This is a genomic window from Pseudoalteromonas fenneropenaei (assembly GCF_042643375.1).
In the GTDB taxonomy this organism is placed as follows: Bacteria; Pseudomonadota; Gammaproteobacteria; order Enterobacterales; family Alteromonadaceae; genus Pseudoalteromonas; species Pseudoalteromonas fenneropenaei.
This window is the reverse complement of record NZ_JBHRSD010000035.1, coordinates 1-20,279: the sequence shown is the minus strand read 5'-3', so window position 1 is coordinate 20,279 and position 20,279 is coordinate 1. Positions and strand designations below refer to the sequence as shown.

The following is a 20,279-nucleotide window of genomic DNA, read 5'->3' as shown; positions in this document are numbered from 1 at the left end:
AGTCAGGTGAAGTTTAAACACAAAATAGTATTGCTCTCGTCCTTAGTGCTGGTGATTGCCCTTGGCACGCTCTCACTCAAGCAGTATTTTCTACTTGAAGCCAACTTAGAAAAGCAGGTAAATCACAGTGTTGATGAAATTCTGCAAGGCATTAGCAATACGGTTACGGCACAAGTACAAGGCAGTATAGATTTAGCTGAGTTAACCACCAGCCTCGTGGAATCAACAAATTCACTCCCTGACGCCTTCCCTATTCTTTCACAACCTAAATTAACCAAGCAATTTTTGCTGATTGGCTATGGTCAGGAAAGTAGCGGCAAATATGTTGCCAGCGACCCAAATTGGAACCCCGGCGCAACTTGGGACCCAAGAAAGCGCCCTTGGTATATCGATGCTAAAAATGCAGGCAAGACTATAGTTACCGCGCCTTATGCTGATGCAGTATCAAAAGAAATTCTGGTTTCCATCGGGACAGTGGTTAAGCAACGTGGCAGTTTCAGCGGTGCGATTTTCTTTGACGTTAGCCTTGCGCGCTTAAGCGACATGGTTAATGCCTTTAAGCTCTTTGATGCCGGTTATGCGTTTATGGTGAGTAACGACGGCACTATTATCTCCCATCCCAATGCGTCTTTAAACGGCAAAGCCATGAGCAACTTTTTGCCCAATATCAGCGCTCGCAGTGGCGCGCAAACTATCGTTCATGATGGAGTAGAAAAGCTGCTGGTCTTCCAAGAGGTGAAAAGTCTAAATTGGAAAATTGGCGTATTGCTGGATAAAAACAAGGTTTTTGCCGCAGTCAGTGAAATGCGAAATGATTCAATTATGCTAACGCTTTTGGCACTTGCTGCCAGTATTGGTATTTTACTGTTTTCAATCAACACCCTCTTGAAACCACTTGAAGAAATAAACCGTGCAATGGCTAATATTGCCAAAGGCAATGCTGATCTCACCGTGCGTCTGGCTGCGCCAAGCGAGCCTGAATTTAAAGCCCTGGCTGAAAACTTCAATGCTTTCACTGCCCTACTACAACAGCTAATTGGTGAAATTCAGCGCCTTGGTCATGAGATTTTGGCAGATGCTAAACAAACCTCCAAAGATGCTAAGCAGTCACGTCAAGCTATCGATAAGCAACTGAGTGCTATCGACACCCTGACAAACGCTGCAACACACTTGAGCGATACTGAGCAACAAGTTGCACAAACGGCGCAAAATGCCGCCAAAGCCATTCAAGAAACCGACAGCGCCGCCGTAGCTGGGCAAAAAGTGGTTACCGACACGACCACCACCATAGCTCATTTGTCGACGCAAATTGACGAAGCGGTAAGCGTTGTTACCGCATTGGAAGTTTCTTCCAGTGGTATTGAGCAAATTCTGTCTGTGATTAACGGCATTGCCGAACAAACCAACTTGCTTGCCCTCAATGCGGCGATTGAAGCAGCGCGTGCTGGTGAGTCAGGACGTGGCTTTGCGGTAGTTGCCGATGAAGTACGCACCCTTGCACAGCGCACGCAAGAAGCCACCACAGAAATCAAAGCTATGATTGAGAAATTGCAAGCGGGCGCAGTCAGCGCAGTGCAAGTGATGAAACTGAGTAAGCAAGTGGTTGAAAAGACTGTTAATAAAGCGGATGAAACGCGGGATTCGCTCGAAACCATGCGCCACTCAATTGCGCACATTGTTGAGCTAAATCTAGAAATCGCCAATATGCTCAACCAACAAGGTCAAATTGTCGCGGATGTTAACCGTAACGCCGCGGATATTCGTCATATCTCGGAAAAGGTCTACCAAGACTCACAAACCGTAGATAACACAATGAGTTCGCAAGTGAAGAAAATAGCCCATCAAGAAGATATGTTGGAACAATTTAAAGTTTAAATTTACTGCGAATTTAAAAGCACTAAAAGCCCCGTCAACTTTGTCGGGGCTTTTTTATAACACATGCTTAAGCGATTTTACCCTCAACACCGATACTGTATTAGTCCACCAGCTTTAACACATAAACCGCACCAGCAGCATTCCCTTTATCATCGCGAAGCGGCGCTGCCACCGCTGCGGTGGAATCCGAAAGCGCCACATTCCAACCGAATTTATCTTCTGCTACAGCATCATTGGCGACGATTTTACGCGCATAGCGCCATTGTCCTAATTGCTTTTTAAACACATACAGCGCACCGCTATTATCGCCCGCAGCATCGTGGTGCATGGCTGTGATAAGCGCAGTATCTTGGTTAAGTGCGACACCTCGCGCAAACCTGTCATCAGCTTTACCATCCGGTGCAACTAACTTCTGTGTTTGTGTCCAACGGCCATTAGTTCGCTCAAAAATATATGCCGAACCCGCATCAATGCCAACGCCTTCGATATCGTCTCTTCTAGCGGAAATCAGTGCTGTGTCACCATACAAAGCCACTCTTACGCCAAAAATATCCGTGTTTGCACCATCATTAGCCATCAGCTTGGCTTGTTGCCGCCATTGTTTACCATCAAAAACATAAGCATAAACAGCACCCGCTTTTTCAGCACGCTCGTCGTTCAAATCCGCGCCAACTAAAATCGTGTCACCATCAAGTGCAACACTTATTCCGAACAAATCGCCCTCTGCACCATCGCTGGCAGTGAGTTTGGTGTGAAACTGCCAAGCGCCATGGGCGCGTATATAAACATAGGCTGCGCCTGAGTCATGCTGTGGGGTATCGCTATGAGGCGCACCGATAACCAAAAAACGCTCGCTGAGTGCAATACTTTGACCAAACGCATCGCCCGCTTTGCCATCATCTGCGGTGATAATTTGCTTTTGCGACCATGAGCTTGCGCTGCGCTCAAAAGCAATGACAGCACCTGCGTCTTCGCCTTTATCGTCTCGTTTTGAGGCACCTAACATAGCAATATTGTTTTTCAACGCAACATTGCCACCTAAGGTGTCATTGGCAAATGCAGGTTCAGCGACGAGTTTGGCTTGTTGCTGCCAACCGTCAGCGCCTAAGGTGTAAACGTAAGCTGCGCCAGAATCTTTAAGCTTGTTTACATCTGCGTTTAACGCGCCCACCAAGGCGGTTGTGCCATCTAAGGCAACACTAAAACCAAACTGATCTTGCGCGTTACCATCATTTGCTAATAACTTTTGTTGGTTGGCATCACTTTGCCAAGTAAGAAGCGAACCAAAACAAACTAGACATTTAAAAATTAAAGCTGGTTTCATTGCCACTATTTGTATTCGATTTGGGTATTAGTCATGCTATGTGAGTCTGCCTTGCTGCACAAGGGTTATATCAGAGAGGGGAAAACCCTGATTTACAATACTCCTGTCCATAGGTAATATTTGCCTAGCGGCAGTGTTTCCAATGGGTAAAGGTTAACGGGCTAAGAGCCCTGTTATGATGCGAGTTCGAGTCTCGCCCTGTCGCACAATTTATCACCTCAGGTTTGGCCAAGTTATTTTTCATACAAAGCACGCATTCTCTTTCGTTTGCGCTTTAAAGTTTAAGCTGCTAACTTGCCTCGCAAATCATGTTAACTATCGCTATTTGTACCATGGCATTTCAATTACCTAACGATTCAGACGTTGCAATCCTTGATGCGCATTTACAGCAATTACCAAATGATATTGTTAATTTGCTAAAAATTTTGGCCGTTGCAGATGCCCCTTTAAATTCCCGTCAAGTAGTGCAACTTGCCGAATATGCTAGCCGCCATTTGCAGCGAGCCTTTGCGATACTAACGCCTGAGTTGAAAAAACACTTAATCCCATTAGCGCTAATTCAAGTTGATCATTTCGGTGTGCATCTGCCGCCTTTAGCCGCCGCTCGAATAGCAAAATTGCTGAGTGAAGCCGAGTACCAACAACTGCGCAATGCGTTACAACAAAGCCTCGGAGGCTATGGTACATTAACCTGGCAATCACAACGAAGCCTTTACCGCCACCTAATACACAACGCGATTGAAAGTGGCGATTGTAGGCAATTTGAAGCGTTACTGAATCTTGGTAAAGACCCACAACTTTTTGATTTTGAACGAAACCAAGCGTTACTACCGCTTTTGTTCAGCCCGTTTGAAATCGAGCAATTCTGCCGTTTGTCGAATGTTATACAATATCAAGCATTGGCAACCTTGTTTGAAAGCCAGCTGCGGCAAGGGCTTACGCTTGGCCCCGTCGCCGATATCATAGAGCAAGTATTAAATCACAACCCACATAATACGCCGCTTAAATTGTTGTTGGCCGATTATTGGTTATTAAATGGCGACATAGCTAAATTAGCGGCACTTTGCCCGATTCTCGGCGATTCCGCATGGGCATTGCAGTTACAAGCAGCCTTGTTATTTTTACAAGGGGAGCACAACGCTGCGCTGACCGAATTTGAAAATGCCCTGCAAGCGCGGCAAAAATACGGCCGTAAAAAGAAACAACGCTTATTCGGTATACCTGCGCTTTGTCATTTATTGACTTTATTAGCACTTGGTGCAGAGCAAGAAGCGCGCTATTACGATAAGTTGCTTGAGCAAGTCGAACATATGCGCAGTAATCGCAAAGACAACGATGCAGTCTATTACAGCGCCATCATGCTCGAAGCTATCTGTAAACACGTGATGAATGGCGCAAAGTTCGATTTAAGTAAAATCGATTTAGTCTTTCTCGATGAATACCAATTATTTTATGCTCGGGTACTAAGATTAATTGGCCTGTGTGGCGTGCGTTGGACCAACCAGTTTGGTCATGCGGAACAACAACTTGCCAATGAACTGGCGATGGCATTTAGCAACCAAAATGTGCCGCTACTTGTACACTTTGCTGAACAACTGCAAGGTAAAGAAGCTCAACAAGCACTCCCGTTAAATATCGCCACGTTGGTGTCCCCAAAAGCTGCGTGGGAAACCGCACTTGAGCGTTTAACGACTCTCGTAAGCAAAGCGCAGCCCGAACCGCCAACCACAGCAAGTAAACCAACCCGCTTAGTTTGGGAGCTGGATATCGATTATTATTCAGTGACTTTTCGTGCCAAAGAGCAAAAAGCTACCGCCAAAGGTTGGAGTAAAGGTCGCACTGTGGCACTAGAACGACTTGCCGAGCACCCACAGCAGTTTGATTATTTAACCGAGCAAGACAAACAACTTTGTCGTGCCATTGCAGTACGACCAAGTTATGGCTATCAACGCGGGTTGGATTACGTGCTTGAAGGCGCTGCAGCTCTTCACGCCGCGGTAAATGCCGATAACCTTATACTTGCAGCAAACGAGCAAACCATCAGAATCAGCGCCAAGGCGCCGCAATTGGTCGTAAACCACAGTGGTGATGACATCATTGTGACCATGGCCACACTGCCAAATTATCGCGACCCTATAGCACCTTACGCATTCCATGAGCTAAAACCTCGCCATTGGCAGTTTTGCCAGTTTGCCCCTGAGCATGTGAAAATTGCCGAGATAGTCGGCGAAGGCGGTTTAGTGGTGCCGCTGGAGGCCAAAGACAAGCTACTGCAAAGTATTGCTGCCATTGCGCCACTTTTGGATATTCAGTCAAACCTGCCTGATATTCATGGCGAATTACAGCAACATAATGCTGATAATACGCTGATAATTAATGTTACCCCTTATCAGCAAGGGCTGGCGTTTCAATGCGTGATAATGCCATTTGGCGAACAGGGGCCTGCCTTTGTGCCTGGCATTGGCAACATCAGTCAAAGTGCCGAAATTAACGGTAAACGACTCGCTACCACACGCGATTTAGCCCAAGAGCAACAACTTTTAGATACCCTTGATACGCTCTGCCCCGCATTTTTAGCCATGAGCAATAATCAGTTGCAGCAACCTGAGCTACAAGCTGCGCTCGAGACGTTGGAAGCATTGCAAGCCATTCAAACCGAGCAGCAAGCCACGCTCGCGATTAAATTACGCTGGCCGCAAGGGAAAAAGTTTAGCCTCAGTAAACGCTTAGAAAGTCACAGCTTACAGTTGGCAGTCAGTAAGAAAAACGAGTGGTTTGATTTAACTGGCGAGCTGCAAATAAGTGCAGAGCAAGTTATCGCGCTCAAACCTTTACTGGGCTTAGTTGCCGCCAGCCGTGGTCGCTTTATTGCCCTTGAAGGCGATACCTTTTTGGCTCTCTCGGAAGAACTTAAACAACGTCTACAATTATTAGCTGACATTGGCGAACAAGGTTTAGTACACCCGCTTGCTATCCGCCAAGCCTTAGATGCCACCACAGGGCTGAGGATGCAAACCGTGCCCGGTTGGGAAGAGCTAAAAACCAAAATGCAGGAATCGGTCACATTGGATATCAACTTACCGACTACCTTGCAAGCGTCGCTACGCGAATACCAACGCCAAGGTTTTGAATGGGCAAGTCGACTCGCTCATTGGGGTGCTGGTGCCTGCTTGGCCGACGATATGGGACTTGGCAAAACCTTGCAAGCGCTGGCGGTGATTTTATCGCGCGCGCAACACGGCCCCACGCTCATTATCGCGCCTACTTCGGTGTGTTTTAACTGGCAACAAGAAGCCTTTAAATTCGCCCCTACACTCAATTTTATTATGTTGGCTGAAAGCCAATTTGGTGAAGCGCGTGACCAACGCTTAGAAAGCTTACAACCGTTTGACGTAGTGGTCATAAGCTACGGTCTATTGCAACGCGAGAGCGAAGAGCTACAAAAAATCTACTGGCAAACCATTGTCGCCGACGAAGCCCAAGCACTGAAAAACCCGCTCGCGAAGCGCACTGTGGCAGCCTATCAGCTTAAAGCTGCATTTAAGATGGTGACCACTGGCACGCCGATTGAAAACAACTTAACAGAGCTTTGGAGCTTGTTCCGCTTTATCAATCCGGGTTTACTTGGCAATTTAAAACGCTTTGCTGCCCGTTTTGCTTTACCGATTGAGAATCGTAAGGAAGATCCCATTGCTGCGCGGCGCGCCAATCAAGCACTAAAACATTTAATTCAGCCATTTATATTGCGCCGTATAAAACAGCAAGTATTGCAGGAATTACCTGCTCGCACTGAGATTAATTTACAAGTCACGCTGAGCGATGCAGAAATGGCATTTTACGAAGCAATACGCCAACAGGCCATTGAATCGCTTAGCAAAACCGCTACAATAGATAACCCAGGTGAGCAGCGCCTACGGATGTTGGCAGAGCTAGTGAAGTTACGCCAAGCTTGCTGCAACCCAGCGTTATTACTAGGTGATGCACGTATCCCGAGCAGTAAACTCGCGATGCTCGACGAGCTGGTCGAAGAACTTATTGAGAACGGCCATAAGGCGCTTATTTTTAGTCAGTTTGTTGGTCACCTCCAACTAATTAAACAACATTTGGACACTAAGGGCGTGCGCTACCAATACTTGGATGGCTCAACACCCGTGAAAGCACGACAAAGTGCAGTTAACGCCTTTCAAAGTGGTGATGGCGAGGTGTTTCTGATCAGCCTTAAAGCGGGCGGCTCTGGACTTAACCTCACCGCGGCAGATTATGTCATTCATATGGATCCGTGGTGGAACCCCGCGGTTGAAGATCAAGCCTCTGATCGCGCGCATCGTATTGGGCAAAAACGCCCTGTGACTATTTACCGGCTCATCGCAAAGCACACTATAGAAGAAAAAATAGTGTCGTTACATGAACATAAACGCGATTTAGCCGACAAACTACTCAGCGATAGCGATAGCGTACAAACACTTTCGGTCAGCGATATGTTAATGATGCTTAAAGAAACATTCTGAGTTAACGTGCGCTGCTCGAACACTAAGCAAGCCAGATTGCCTTCAGCAGCCCTGCGCCATACGCTAAAACTAAGTTGTCGATGAGATGATGTGGCGCAACTGGTTTCATGCAGGATTTACTGGTAAACTGCCGGCGCATTTTTAGTGGTAGGAACCGGCGTGACAGAGCAGTTTACCTGGGACATCTTTTGCGATGTTATTGATAATTTCGGCGATATTGGCGTCACTTGGCGGCTGGCAAAGCAACTTGCCGCGCGCGATTTAGGCTCAGTACGCTTATGGGTAAACGACCTCAATAGCTTTGGTGCAATGTTGCCTGAAATTGTAGGCAAGCAAAGTGGCTACCACGCTGGCGTGCAAATTCAATACTGGTCAGAAGACTTTGACTCGCATGTTATCCCTGCCAAATATGTGATTGAGGCATTTGCCTGCACTTTACCCGCTTGCTACCAAACGCAAATGCCGACGCATAGCCTAATTTGGTTAAACCTCGAATACCTTTCGGCGGAAGATTGGGTCGAAGGCTGTCACGGTTTGCCTTCGGGACTGCAAGCAGTGCCGAAGTTCTTTTTCTTCCCGGGCTTTACCGAGCGTACCGGTGGTGTTGTTATCGAACAAGACTACCAACAGCGTCAAAATGCGTTCAATGAGCCAAAGTTTTGGCAACGTCTAGGCATTCCTGACAGGCAAAACGATGAGCTGCGTGTCAGTATATTCACCTATGAAAACCGTGCTTGGCCTAGCCTACTGCAAGTGTGGCAGCAGCATGTTGGACTTGTGCGCTTATTAGTGCCAAAAGGCCGCGCTCTAACGAGTTTACTTCCGTTATTTAGCCAACAAATTGCTGCGGATCACTGGGTTTTAGGGAATATTCACCTTCATGTCATACCCTTTACGCGCCAAGAAGCGTATGATGAACTCCTTTGGGCCTGTGACTTTAATTTTATTCGTGGTGAGGACTCATTTGTCCGCGCCCAATTGGCTGCGAAACCTTTTGTATGGCACATTTATCCGCAGGACGAAGATGCTCATATCGAAAAACTCAGCGCCTTTTTTAATTTGTTTGACTGTCCTGTTGACGCCGTAACTCAGTTGCAACTGACGTTTAACCGTGAACAGGATTGTTTTACAACACTGACCCAAGCGACAAACAGCTGGTCAAAATGGCAACAACATTGCCAACATTGGGCCACATTACAAATAAAAAGTGATGATTTGGTCAGTCGAGTAGTGAAATTTTTAAATAGCAAGATATAATCCTTGCCGTTCAATTTTGAGGACTTTTAGATGAAAACAGCACAAGAGCTTCGTGCAGGTAACGTAATCAGTTTTGGCAATGAGCCAATGATCGTGTTAAAAACTGAATTCAACAAATCAGGTCGTAACGCGGCTGTGGTTAAAATGAAATTGAAAGGCTTACTTAACAACAGTGCAACTGAAACTGTGTTAAAAGCTGACGAGAAAGTGGAAACTATCCACCTAGATCGTAAAGAGTGTACTTACTCATACTTCGCTGATCCTATGTACGTATTTATGGATGAAGAATACAACCAATACGACGTAGAGAAAGACAACCTTGGCGATGCAGTGATGTACATCGTTGACGGTATGGAAGACAAGTGTGAAGTTACTTTCTACAACGAGAAAGCGATTTCTGTTGAATTACCAACTATCGTTGTTCGTAAAGTTGAGTACGCAGAGCCAGCAGCACGTGGCGACACTTCAGGCAAAGTAACTAAGCCTGCGCGTCTTAACACTGGTTACGAAATCAACGTACCAGCGTTCGTTGAAATCGGTGACGACATCGAAATCGACACACGTACTAACGAATTCCGTAAGCGCGTTCTTTAATCGCTTAACAATTCGCAAAAAGCCGACGTTAGTCGGCTTTTTTGTTTGGTCGAGATTTAGCTTTAATCAGTTCAATCTCTTCTTCCTCATCCCCTTCTCCCCCTGCTTGCTCTTTACGTTTACGCTGCTCTTGTTTTGCTTTGGCCACATTTTTAAATACCGGCGGCGGTATCGGGAATAAAGAAATCAGCGGAAATAGCATCATCACCAAATAAGCGCCTTTTGGCATGCTCTTCGCCCATTTAACCGCACGCACTAAAAACCAAATAAAGAGCAGAATCAATACGCTGATCAAAGCAATTGTCACTAAATCCATGTTTAATTTCATTGATACCTGTTCAAGATAACTATAGATATAGGCTTAAAGTGGGCTAATTCAAGGTTTAAAACATATTAATCAATAGAATCCCATTGTAAATATGACGCGGAAAATATAAAAAATTAACTATTCCCCAACGCTGACATACGGACTTATAATTAAATAAGTGAATGGTTTAATCTTAATGATGGCTTTTTTATCCAACATTGACTTAACCCTATGACCATTAATAGAGTTTACTCTCAACCCACTTAACTTTCTGTATTGCATAAATCACTGACTAAGGAAATGTCTATGAAAACCTTATTAATATCAATCGCTTTATCGCTGCCCTGTTTTTTAGCTAGCGCGAGTGCAACTTATGGAGATGTCAAACTTACCCATATTAAGCCAACTAAAGAAGAAGCAAATTGGATAAGAGAACAGCAAGTTTCGCCCAAGTACCCTGTTTCATTAGCGCAAAAAGGGATTATTGGATGTGGAATATTTAAGGTAACTGTAAATGAAAATGGTAGAACGGATTCGGTTGAGTTAATCCAAAGCACTCCTGAAAAAGTGATTTACAAACCGAGCAAGGAAATTATAAAAAAATGGCGCTGGATGCTAACACCAAATGGTAACGCACAGGCCGAGGAAAAAATTATACGTCTCGATTACTGCCTTGGCGGTCAATCTCTTGAAGAAGCACAAGCGCTTTGTTTAAAACAGTCCCAATTTAATTGTGGCGATTAAGATGAATTAATAACGTTGTCAGAAATCAGGCGAGCATACTCAAATGAAAATCCATCAGCTATTAAACCCGCCCACAGCTTAGGCGCTTAGGACGGGTTTGCTGTAAGCGCTATTAACGGATCACAGTACCAAAAATTTTATCACCCGCATCACCTAAACCAGGCACGATATAGCCCTTTTCATTTAAATGGCTATCCAGCGCAGCGGTAAAAATTTCTACATCAGGGTGGGCGGCTAAAGTAGCAGCCACACCTTCAGGCGCAGCCACCAGCACTATGGCTTTAATATGCGTACAACCGGCGTTTTTCAGCATATCGATAGTGGCTATCATAGAACCCCCCGTCGCCAGCATCGGGTCCACCACCAAACTTAAGCGCTCACCAATATTGCCAACCAATTTTTCAAAATATGGAATTGGCTCGAGTGTTTCTTCATTGCGTTCAAGGCCGACCACACTCACCTTCGCAGCTGGAATTAACTGTAAAACACCATCTAACATGCCTAACCCTGCACGTAAGATTGGCACTACAGTGATTTTTTTGCCTTTAATATGCTGCACTTCAATGGGCGAGCCTTCCCAGCCAGTAATTGCTGCAGTTTCAAGCGGGAGATCTTTGGTTGCTTCATACGTCAGCAAAGTGCCCACTTCGGAGACGATTTCACGAAAGCTTTTGGTGCTAATACCGTGTTCACGTAGTAAACCGAGTTTATGTTGCACTAAGGGGTGTGAAACGACATGTAAAGCCATAAATAGTTCCTTTGTTGTCATTCAGGATGTCGTTGCCGACAGCGCAACGACTTGCCCCTATTTTAACTGCTGAACGCGAAACTGCCCACTTGATTGCCGTAAAGTGTGAGCATTTCTCAAAAAATATCAGCCTTGATTGCAGATGTACCGTTAAGCTGCTTTGAAAAGTGGTAATTAGAATCGAACAGATCAGGCTAATAGCAGCGAAAATACACTTAACCAGCTCAATTGAATACCGTAGGAAATACGTTGATAAAGACCCGGATTACTTTGTGCCTTTATGGCTTTGACCATAAGGCTGAGGAAGTAACAAGCTGCAACGACATTTACCACCGAGAAAATACGAAAAGACCAAGGAATAAGGTCATTTGGTGGGCTTATTACAATTAAGATGGGAGCAACTATCAGCGACAACAATATGATCATACCGGCTATTGAATGGATCTTACAAGCTGTGGTGGGATGCTTAGTATAAGGGTCCAAATCCATAGGAAAATAACCCGCAAACCAAGTGCCGATACCATGGCAAATCACTAACCAACCGGATGCAGTGAGTAGCATAGGTACTCCTTGCAGCTGTGTTACGTACCAGCCAAACAAGCAAAACCATACACCTAAGGGGTAATTATTAATGAAAGGCGATATTTTTTCGGTAGGGCTGCCAGCCGCGCCGAGCTCACTACAAAACTGCTTTGAGTGGCTGTAACCTTGGTAAAACCGGCCCGCAACATAAACACCAACGAAAATCCAAATGCTCGCAATGAGGCCAGCATAAACAGCCACAGTTTCCAATCTAATAATGTCCTTACTATTATCTTTAAACACATGATCAACGACTGAATTTAGGTCGCTTGCTAGCTCTTTCGAAGATCAACTACCATTAAACAAAAAATACAGCCAACAATCCATAGTTTTTACCTATAGCAGAAACCCTAAGTGACGAGGGTTCAAGTTTCTATAATTAGTCCGTTGTTTGCGAGTTTACTATCTCGTTGATTTGAGCTGTGATGTAAGAGACTGAAAATAAGACGATTCGCTAAGTCAAGAATGCAAGGTATTTGGTTTAGGCTAGCCCTAGGTAATTCGTTTAGTAAACATTGTGAGGGCTTAAGATTGGGCACACTAAACCGTATGCCCAAAACGGCAGAGATTAAGAACGCGCGCGCTGTGCTTGTTTTTGCGCTTGTTTTTGTTCACGGCGCTGCTTTAACGCTTCTTGGCCTTCGTGACCGATGTGGCCTTCACCACGTTGTTTTGCCAGTTCAATTTGCTTTTGACGTTCAGCAAAACGTGCGACTTGCTCTTCGCTTAGATTGTCGTGGCAGTGGTGACAAGAAACCCCTTCCATATACTCTGGAAGCGCTTTTTCAGCTTCTGTAATTGGCATACGGCAGGCGTGGCATTGGTCGTAGGAGCCTTTTTGTAAGTCATGATTTACCGCCACACGGTTATCAAACACAAAACACTCACCTTCCCATAGAGTCTGTTCTTTTGGCACTTCTTCTAAGTACTTAAGAATGCCGCCTTCAAGGTGGTAAACTTCTTCAAAGCCTTGCTCTTTCATGTAGGCTGTTGATTTTTCACAGCGTATCCCACCCGTACAGAACATCGCCACTTTTTTGTGCTTAGCAGGGTCAAGGTTATCCTTCGCCCACTGCGGGAATTCGCGGAAAGTTTTGGTTTTTGGGTCAACCGCATTTTTAAACGTGCCGATCTCAATTTCATAATCGTTACGGGTATCAACCAAAATCACATCTGGGTCTGAAATCAGCGCGTTCCAATCTTTTGGCTTTACGTATGTACCTACCACATTGCGCGGATCAATCCCTTCCACACCCATAGTGACAATTTCTTTTTTCAATTTCACTTTAGTACGGTAGAAAGGACAAGTTTCGTCGTACGACTCTTTAGATACAATGTTGTCTAAGCCAGGCTGTTTATCAAGCCAAGCTAATAAGGCGTCGATCCCTTCACGTTTACCCGCGACAGTACCGTTGATCCCTTCTTCGGCTAGCAATAAGGTACCGCGTACTTCGTTTGCTTCCATCACATCGAGTAAAGGTTGACGAATTTGCTGGTAATTTGGCAAAGAAACAAATTTGTAGAGTGCACACACTACGAAAGCATTAGACATAGTTTTTCCTAAATTAGCTTTAACTTAGTCTGCGTTTAGCACGACGCAAACCGTAAAACCGGATCGTAAATCCGGCGCCTGGGTCGCGTATTATAAGGATTTTTGCAAACAATGCAAAAAACCATATTAGCTATTCTTGCATGGCAATCCATTTGCTATAATTGGGTGTTTTTAGCAATCTTTTCTTTAATGGAGTAGCCATTTGCTGTTTACCGAATTAGGCATAGACACTCGCCTTGCCAAACAACTTGCTCATCAAGGGATCACTGACGCGACTGAAGTTCAAGAACGCGCTGTCCCCGTCGCCTTGGCAGGCCACGACGTATTTGCGCAGTCAAAAACGGGTTCAGGGAAAACCTTGGCGTTTTTGTTACCGGCAGTACAACGTGTGATCAAACAACGCGCGTTAAGTAAGCGAGATCCGCGTGTGCTCATTGTTACGCCCACTCGTGAACTGGCAAATCAGGTATATAGCCAATGTCGTCTGCTTATCGCTGGGCATAATCTGAGCGTGACTAAAATTTTGGGCGGTGAAAACTTTAACGACCAAATTAAAGCGCTACATAAAGACCCGCATTTTGTGATTGGCACGCCAGGTCGTTTAGCTGACCATCTATCGCACCGCTCTTTGCATTTGCAAGGCCTTGAGATGCTGATTTTTGATGAAGCTGACCGGATGTTAGATTTGGGCTTTAAAGAGCAGCTTGATGCCATTAATGAAGCGGCTAACCATAGATTACGCCAAACCTTACTGTTTTCAGCCACCTTAGACCATGCGGAAGTAACGGCAACCTCACGCAATCTATTAAAGTCGCCAAAAAGTATCATGCTGAGTGACGCCCATGAAAAACACGAAGACATCACCCAAGCGCTCTACTTGGCGGACCATTTAGATCATAAAGAAGCATTGTTGCAGCACTTTCTACAAGCCGACAAAGTGGGTCAATGTATTATCTTTACTGCCACGCGCGCCGATACTACCCGCCTTGCCGACCTTTTAGTAGCAAAAGGCTTGAAGGCCGTTGGCCTTGCGGGCGATTTGGCGCAAACTAAACGGTTAGAGATCATGGACGCATTTAGCCGCGGTATCTACAAAGTGTTAGTGACGACCGATGTCGCTTCACGTGGTTTAGATTTGCTCTCAGTGACCCATGTTATCAACTTTGACTTACCCAAACATGCTGAAGAATATGTACACCGCATTGGTCGTACGGGTCGCGCGGGCTTTAAAGGCACGGCGATTTCCTTGGTGGGGCCAAAAGACTGGAAAAGCTATTTAGCTATTCAAGCTTATCTGAAAGATGGTTTAAGCTTCGCAACAGTCGAAGGTCTTGAAGGTAAATTTAAAGGCTTTAGACCTGAAAAGCCAAAAAGCCCGCAAACTAAAACCGCAAAAGATAACGCTCAAGGCAAACCTGTGGCGAAAAAGGCCGTTAAGTCAAATAAACCTAAAGCGCCGAAAAAACCAGTGGCAGCCCCTATCAATGTTGATGGCATGGCGCCACTACGCCGTAAACCTAAGCCTGCAGCCGAGGAATAACCTGTGTTAGGACAATTTCAATTACTGACTATCTCTGAAATCAATGCTGAAGGTGCCTACCTTGCTGGCGGTGCGCTGGGTGAAGTGTTTTTACCTAAGGCAGAGCTTGAAAGCCACCTTGAAGCTGGCGACCCGGTTTCGGTGTTTGTGTTTTTAGATAGCGCTGGCCACCCAACGGCCACCACCACTAAACCACTTGCACAAGTGGGCGACTTTGCCTTGCTGCGCGTTAAAGCCATGAACAGCATCGGCGCATTTATGGATATTGGCATCAGCAAAGATGTGCTTGCGCCTTTTAATGAGCAAAAACCGCGTATGCAAGAAGGCCATAGCTATTTGGTGAAGCTGTATTTAGATAAAGCCAGCCAACGGATTTGCGCCTCAAGCAATTTAAATAAATTTTTAAATAAAACCCCCGCCAACTACAAGCCATTTGAGCAAGTTGAAATTATTATCGCAGCTAAAACCGACATTGGTTACAAAGTGGTGGTTAATGAGCAGCACTTTGGCGTGGTGTTTTTTAGCGACCTATTTAAGCGCGTTTATATTGGCCAGCGTATGCCGGGTTACGTCAAACAAGTGCGTGATGACAACAAACTCGATATCGTACTAGAAAAGCCGGGCATGGAAAAAATAGATGGCCTAAGCAGCCAAATTTTAACTGCATTGAAAAACAATGGTGGCAAGCTGCCGCTTGGCGATAAAAGCGATCCAGAACTTATCAAAAAGCATTTTAATACCAGTAAAGCCAACTTTAAAAAGGCCATTGGTGGATTATTTAAGCAAGGCTTAATTGAGTTAGAAGCAACCGCTATTAAGCTGAAAAATCAATAATCGCTAATGTGATTAAAAAAGGCTCAACAGAGCCTTTTTTGTTGCGTTGCATTGTGTTGTAAAACCCTTCCCTTGCTCATGCCAATATTTGAGGTTATTCAGGTCGAATATCGCTCTTAAGCATCAAAACCGTCAAATACAGTAAACCAACTGGTGGCAGAAAAGCCCACAGCACGCCAAAAATGCAACACAAGGTGGGGTTAGTGGTTTTTTGTTTTCCCAAACGATAACTGACAATGCCAGCAAATAAGACAAAAACAACAAAAAACAGCGCCATAAACTCTGCAAATAGCATGGCTGATACATTCATATCATGTGATCCTTAAGGTCAAATTTGAAATAGAAAAAGTACATAAAAGTTCGGATTGGCAAATAACTATGGTGACTTAATTGAGGGTATGTTCTAAAACTAGGTCACTAGAACGTGGTCAATGTTGACTGTTATGGCAATTTAGTGAGGAACCAACCCGCAGCATTTTTTATAAATTTACAAAACGATGTTTTGCGATTTTGGCCACTACTGGTGCGGACGTTAACACGCGCTTCTTGCTCTGCATTAAATTGATGTTTTTCTTTTATATCCGAGAAAGTTACCCCGATAATACGGATATTTTTTGCATCGCGATCGAGATACCAACGCTCGTAAGCACGCGCCAAGATCTTAGCTGCGCGTAAACGCTCTACCTCGTTTAACTCTATAGGCATTTGCGCAATAAAGGCATTCAAGTCTTGCTCTTTAATCAACTCGAAGCTTTGAAGGCAGCGCTCTTTTAAAAGTGTTTCTGTATCCTGCGCGTGGCAATAAAGCGAACTAAAAGGAAAAAGCGAAAGAAAAGTAACCAATTTGTACATCATTTTATCCTTTGACGTTAGGTTGTTTGCTAAAGTGCAATACCCTTGGCATCCGTTTTGCCGATAGTAGCTGAAAATCCCCCTTAAAATCCAGTTATTTCAATGACTCCGAGCAACTTAATGTCACTATTATAGATCCTGTGCGCTAGTATTTACACAATAGTGCATCTGGTACAAAAAAGCCGATACATCATGCATCGGCTTTAGTGCATCTGGTACAAAAAAGCCGATACATCATGCATCGGCTTTAATACTGCACTTATCTAGCCATTATTTATTGACCGCTATTTTCGCCCTTGCGGCATGCAACTTTTTGTAGCTTTCAATTAAACGTAAGTGTTTATCTAAGCCTTCTAGTTTCATGCTGGTTGGGGTTAAACCATAGAATCTAATATCACCGTTGATTGAACCAATAACTGCTTCCATGGTTTGCTCACCAAACATACGGCGGAAGTTGTGGATGTAATCTTCAATTTCTAGGTCATCATCAAGTGCAACCTCAAGTACCGCATGCATTGCTTGGTAGAACAAGTTGCGAGCAACAGTATTGTTGTTGTACTGCAAGAAAGACTCAACCAGCTCGATGGCCTCTTCTAAATCACCTAACGCCAAATAGCTGAGGATCTTCAACTCAAGAATGGTGAGCTGGCCCCACACGGTATTTTCGTCAAACTCAACGCCTATCAACGTGATGATGTCGATGTAGTTATCTAACTGGCTCTCTTCTAAGCGCTCTATTAAATCAACGAGCTCGTCTTCGTTAAGGTTATGAATATTAAGGATGTCTGAGCGATATTGCAGCGCTTTATTGGTGTTATCCCAAATTAAGTCTTCAACTGGGTAAACTTCTGAATAATCCGGCACTAAAATCCGACATGCCACACCAAGGTCGGTAAATTCAGCGACATAGGCTTCTTTACCTAGTTTGGCAAGAATCGCAAACAGGCGCTCACACTCTTCTTCATTCGTGCCAGAGAAATCCCACTCCACAAATTCGTAATCGTGTTTAGCACTAAAGAAACGCCATGAAATCACACCGGTAGAATCAATAAAGTGTTCAACAAAGTTTTCCGGCTCTTGCACTGCAAGGCTATTGAAAGTTGGCTTTGGTACATCGTTCAAGCCTTCAAAACTACGCCCTTGCAGTAACTCAGTTAAACTGCGCTCAAGCGCGACTTCTTGACTCGGATGCGCACCAAACGAGGCAAACACACCGCCGGTTTTTGGGTTCATTAAAGTCACACACATCACTGGGAACTGACCGCCCAAAGAGGCATCTTTAACCACTACTGGGAAACCCTGCTCTTCCAAGCCTTTAATACCCGCCACAATACTTGGATATTTAGCGAGTACTTCAGCAGGCACGTCTGGTAAGACGATTTCTTGTTCTATGATTTGACGCTTTACCGCGCGCTCAAAAATCTCAGACAAACACTGCACTTTGGCTTCGAACAAGTTATTGCCCGCACTCATACCGTTACTTAAGAACAAGTTTTCAATCAAGTTAGAAGGGAAATAGACAGTTTCACCATCTGAATGGCGTTTGAATGGTAACGAGCAGATCCCACGCTCAATGTTACCTGAGTTTGTATCAATCAGGTGCGAGCCACATAGTTCACCGTCTGGGTTATAAATCTCCAAACAGTATTCGTCTAAGATCTCAGGTGGCAGCTCGTCATTTTCGCCTGGTTTAAACCACTTTTCATTCGGGTAGTGCACAAATTCTGCGTTGGCTATCTCTTCACCAAAAAACTGGTCGTTGTAGAAGAAGTTACAGTTTAAACGTTCAATAAACTCGCCAAGCGCTGAACATAACGCGCTTTCTTTGCTGGCACCTTTGCCGTTAGTGAAGCACATTGGTGATGCGGCATCACGAATATGTAAAGACCACACATTCGGCACGATATTGCGCCATGAGGAGATCTCAATCTTCATCCCTAAGTCCGCTAAAATGCTGGTCATGTTGGCGATGGTTTGCTCAAGTGGGAGATCTTTACCCAAAATAAAGGTGTTGCTGTTGGCATCTGGACTTAACATCAACATGGCTTGGGCGTCTTCATCTAAGTTTTCAACCACTTCGATTTGGAACTCAGGCCCAGTTTGTACTACCTTTTTCACCGTACAACGGTCAATCGAGCGAATGATACCTTCACGGTCTTTTTCAGAAATGCTTTCCGGTAGCTCTACCTGAATTTTAAAGATTTGGTTGTAACGGTTTTCAGGGTCAACGATGTTATTTTGCGACAGGCGAATACCGTCAGTTGAGATTTCACGCGCATTACAATACACCTTAACAAAATACGCGGCACATAAGGCCGATGACGCTAAGAAGTAATCAAATGGACCGGGTGCTGAGCCATCACCTTTGTAACGAATTGGCTGATCAGCAATAACAGTAAAATCATCAAACTTGGCTTCAAGACGCAAGTTGTCGAGAAAGTTAACTTTAATTTCCATGGGGTCATTCCGAATAGGGGCTGTGGGTATCTAATGCTGTCAAGGTGACAATACCCAAGATAAATCATTGCTGCTAATTATCTGCTTTTTCGCGCCATTAGTCTTGGTTTTCTTTAATACAATGCGCAATTAATTCGCTATCTAGTGCTAACTGATATAAATATGGCAATCTGCATCGACTGGCATACTAGAAGATCTCTGAAATTCACAACAAGAGTCAGGTGGTACGCATATTTTAGTTGCAAAAATATGAAATCAAGCGAAATAAATATTCAAAAAATACCTTGCTTAGAATGATAAACCCCTTAAAATTCACACTGAGTTTACATTTAGCTCACATAAAATTACACCTAGCTATGCTCATTTCATTGAAATGATGTTGTTATTTATTCTATTGAGACTCGCAAGGACACTCGCAACTCTTAATAGAATTGTATTCAATTTGCTTTAAGGAGAAATTATGGCAATTCAACGCATTGAAGTTGTTATCGATTGCGAAAGCATCGAAAACGGCGCAGCTGCTTACACCGCAGTAAATATGTTCGCTTCACCAGAAATCGTGTTAAGCAACTCTCAAGGTTCTTATGAGTTAAGCGTAAGAGTAAACAACGACGACGTGATCCGTTGGTCTGCCTTCCCTAAAGTTGTGCAACCAGAAGGTAGCGACGAAAACTACGCTGTTATCATTTCTGCTCAGCACGACTGGAACAACGATACTCTGCTAAAAGATTGGACTGCGTTTCAAGGTGATACAAACGTCTACGTATATCAAGACGACGGCATCGAAATGCGTGATGACGTTGAAGTGCCAGTAAAACGCGTGACTGGTTACATGCCTTATGTTCAAGCGACTGCTCGTCTTCCAGACCGTCCAGATCCAGGTACATCAAAAACTGAAGCGTACACTTTCTGGGTTAAAGTATACAAAGGTTCACAATTAATCAGAGAAATTAATTGGGACCCATATGTGACTGTGGTTCAACCATAATCCAACAGTAAAAAAGCCAATACGTCACGTATTGGCTTCAGATTGATGATAAACCCTGCTTTTTTAAGTGGGGTTTATTTTTTCGATAGTTAGGTCGTTTTTTCTAGTGCAATCGGG

The 20,279-nt window shown here is 44.5% G+C and carries 16 protein-coding genes and 1 tRNA gene; 9 read left to right on the top strand and 8 right to left on the bottom strand.

Annotated elements, in window-relative coordinates; genetic code table 11:
- The first annotated feature begins 6 nt into the window (after positions 1–6).
- Positions 7–1,875: a methyl-accepting chemotaxis protein gene (locus ACFOEE_RS17220; protein WP_377127188.1), complete on the top strand. Its 1,869-nt coding sequence runs from the start codon at positions 7–9 to the stop codon at positions 1,873–1,875.
- A gap of 100 nt (positions 1,876–1,975) precedes the next feature.
- Here the strand turns inward: ACFOEE_RS17220 and ACFOEE_RS17215 are convergent, their stop codons facing one another.
- Complete coding sequence (locus tag ACFOEE_RS17215) at positions 1,976–3,199, bottom strand: FG-GAP repeat protein (protein WP_377127185.1); 1,224 nt, start codon at positions 3,197–3,199, stop codon at positions 1,976–1,978.
- Positions 3,200–3,326: 127 nt separating this feature from the next.
- Here ACFOEE_RS17215 and ACFOEE_RS17210 point away from each other — a divergent pair.
- The 4 genes from ACFOEE_RS17210 to efp all read left to right on the top strand — a co-directional run bounded on the left by ACFOEE_RS17210 (position 3,327) and on the right by efp (position 9,558).
- Positions 3,327–3,405, top strand: a tRNA-Leu gene (locus tag ACFOEE_RS17210).
- Positions 3,406–3,531: 126 nt separating this feature from the next.
- Positions 3,532–7,707: a DEAD/DEAH box helicase gene (locus tag ACFOEE_RS17205; RefSeq protein WP_377127182.1), complete on the top strand. Its 4,176-nt coding sequence runs from the start codon at positions 3,532–3,534 to the stop codon at positions 7,705–7,707.
- 159 nt (positions 7,708–7,866) lie between these two features.
- A complete protein-coding gene (gene earP / locus ACFOEE_RS17200) occupies positions 7,867–8,964 on the top strand; it encodes an elongation factor P maturation arginine rhamnosyltransferase EarP (RefSeq protein ID WP_377127180.1) in 1,098 nt (365 codons plus the stop codon).
- A 30-nt stretch (positions 8,965–8,994) separates the two neighbouring features.
- A complete protein-coding gene (gene efp / locus ACFOEE_RS17195) occupies positions 8,995–9,558 on the top strand; it encodes an elongation factor P (RefSeq protein ID WP_377127177.1) in 564 nt (187 codons plus the stop codon).
- A 28-nt stretch (positions 9,559–9,586) separates the two neighbouring features.
- Here the strand turns inward: efp and ACFOEE_RS17190 are convergent, their stop codons facing one another.
- Positions 9,587–9,874 carry a hypothetical protein gene (locus ACFOEE_RS17190; protein ID WP_377127174.1) on the bottom strand — a complete coding sequence of 96 codons (288 nt, stop codon included), beginning with the start codon at positions 9,872–9,874 and terminating at the stop codon, positions 9,587–9,589.
- A 297-nt stretch (positions 9,875–10,171) separates the two neighbouring features.
- On the opposite strand from ACFOEE_RS17190, the gene ACFOEE_RS17185 reads away from it, so the two are divergent.
- A complete protein-coding gene (locus ACFOEE_RS17185; RefSeq protein WP_377127171.1) occupies positions 10,172–10,609 on the top strand; it encodes an energy transducer TonB in 438 nt (145 codons plus the stop codon).
- A 112-nt stretch (positions 10,610–10,721) separates the two neighbouring features.
- On the opposite strand, the gene upp is transcribed toward ACFOEE_RS17185, so the two are convergent.
- The 3 genes from upp to trhO all read right to left on the bottom strand — a co-directional run bounded on the left by upp (position 10,722) and on the right by trhO (position 13,491).
- Positions 10,722–11,357 (bottom strand): uracil phosphoribosyltransferase, encoded by a 636-nt coding sequence (gene upp / locus ACFOEE_RS17180; RefSeq protein WP_377127169.1) that lies wholly within the window; start codon positions 11,355–11,357, stop codon positions 10,722–10,724.
- Positions 11,358–11,546: 189 nt separating this feature from the next.
- Complete coding sequence (locus tag ACFOEE_RS17175) at positions 11,547–12,149, bottom strand: DUF998 domain-containing protein (RefSeq protein ID WP_377127166.1); 603 nt, start codon at positions 12,147–12,149, stop codon at positions 11,547–11,549.
- A gap of 358 nt (positions 12,150–12,507) precedes the next feature.
- Positions 12,508–13,491, bottom strand: a complete 984-nt coding sequence (trhO, locus tag ACFOEE_RS17170; protein WP_377127163.1) for an oxygen-dependent tRNA uridine(34) hydroxylase TrhO — start codon at positions 13,489–13,491, stop codon at positions 12,508–12,510.
- 202 nt (positions 13,492–13,693) lie between these two features.
- Between trhO and ACFOEE_RS17165 the strand changes: the two genes are divergently transcribed.
- Together ACFOEE_RS17165 and ACFOEE_RS17160 are read left to right on the top strand one after the other, a co-directional pair.
- On the top strand, positions 13,694–15,031 hold the full coding sequence (locus ACFOEE_RS17165; RefSeq protein ID WP_377127160.1) for a DEAD/DEAH box helicase: 1,338 nt from the start codon (positions 13,694–13,696) through the stop codon (positions 15,029–15,031).
- Positions 15,032–15,034: 3 nt separating this feature from the next.
- Entirely contained in the window at positions 15,035–15,865 is an 831-nt protein-coding gene (locus ACFOEE_RS17160) for a CvfB family protein (RefSeq protein WP_377127157.1), read from the top strand.
- Positions 15,866–15,959: 94 nt separating this feature from the next.
- Here ACFOEE_RS17160 and ACFOEE_RS17155 read toward each other — a convergent pair whose 3' ends face one another.
- The 3 genes from ACFOEE_RS17155 to ACFOEE_RS17145 all read right to left on the bottom strand — a co-directional run bounded on the left by ACFOEE_RS17155 (position 15,960) and on the right by ACFOEE_RS17145 (position 19,174).
- On the bottom strand, positions 15,960–16,175 hold the full coding sequence (locus ACFOEE_RS17155) for a hypothetical protein (protein ID WP_377127154.1): 216 nt from the start codon (positions 16,173–16,175) through the stop codon (positions 15,960–15,962).
- 131 nt (positions 16,176–16,306) lie between these two features.
- Complete coding sequence (locus tag ACFOEE_RS17150; protein ID WP_377127151.1) at positions 16,307–16,591, bottom strand: hypothetical protein; 285 nt, start codon at positions 16,589–16,591, stop codon at positions 16,307–16,309.
- A gap of 396 nt (positions 16,592–16,987) precedes the next feature.
- Positions 16,988–19,174, bottom strand: coding sequence for an OsmC domain/YcaO domain-containing protein (locus ACFOEE_RS17145; protein ID WP_377127148.1), 2,187 nt, complete (start codon positions 19,172–19,174; stop codon positions 16,988–16,990).
- Positions 19,175–19,634: 460 nt separating this feature from the next.
- On the opposite strand from ACFOEE_RS17145, the gene ACFOEE_RS17140 reads away from it, so the two are divergent.
- Positions 19,635–20,162: an AidA/PixA family protein gene (locus ACFOEE_RS17140; protein WP_377127145.1), complete on the top strand. Its 528-nt coding sequence runs from the start codon at positions 19,635–19,637 to the stop codon at positions 20,160–20,162.
- Positions 20,163–20,279 lie beyond the last annotated feature (117 nt).

Excerpts from the sequence above, each read along its gene's own strand:
- trhO (WP_377127163.1), bottom strand. The coding sequence starts at position 13,491 with ATGTCTAATGCTTTCGTAGTGTGTGCACTCTACAAATTTGTTTCTTTG.
- ACFOEE_RS17205 (WP_377127182.1), top strand. The coding sequence starts at position 3,532 with ATGGCATTTCAATTACCTAACGATTCAGACGTTGCAATCCTTGATGCG.
- ACFOEE_RS17145 (WP_377127148.1), bottom strand. The coding sequence starts at position 19,174 with ATGGAAATTAAAGTTAACTTTCTCGACAACTTGCGTCTTGAAGCCAAG.
- efp (WP_377127177.1), top strand. The coding sequence starts at position 8,995 with ATGAAAACAGCACAAGAGCTTCGTGCAGGTAACGTAATCAGTTTTGGC.
- ACFOEE_RS17155 (WP_377127154.1), bottom strand. The coding sequence starts at position 16,175 with ATGAATGTATCAGCCATGCTATTTGCAGAGTTTATGGCGCTGTTTTTT.
- ACFOEE_RS17185 (WP_377127171.1), top strand. The coding sequence starts at position 10,172 with ATGAAAACCTTATTAATATCAATCGCTTTATCGCTGCCCTGTTTTTTA.
- upp (WP_377127169.1), bottom strand. The coding sequence starts at position 11,357 with ATGGCTTTACATGTCGTTTCACACCCCTTAGTGCAACATAAACTCGGT.
- ACFOEE_RS17190 (WP_377127174.1), bottom strand. The coding sequence starts at position 9,874 with ATGGATTTAGTGACAATTGCTTTGATCAGCGTATTGATTCTGCTCTTT.
- ACFOEE_RS17215 (WP_377127185.1), bottom strand. The coding sequence starts at position 3,199 with ATGAAACCAGCTTTAATTTTTAAATGTCTAGTTTGTTTTGGTTCGCTT.
- ACFOEE_RS17140 (WP_377127145.1), top strand. The coding sequence starts at position 19,635 with ATGGCAATTCAACGCATTGAAGTTGTTATCGATTGCGAAAGCATCGAA.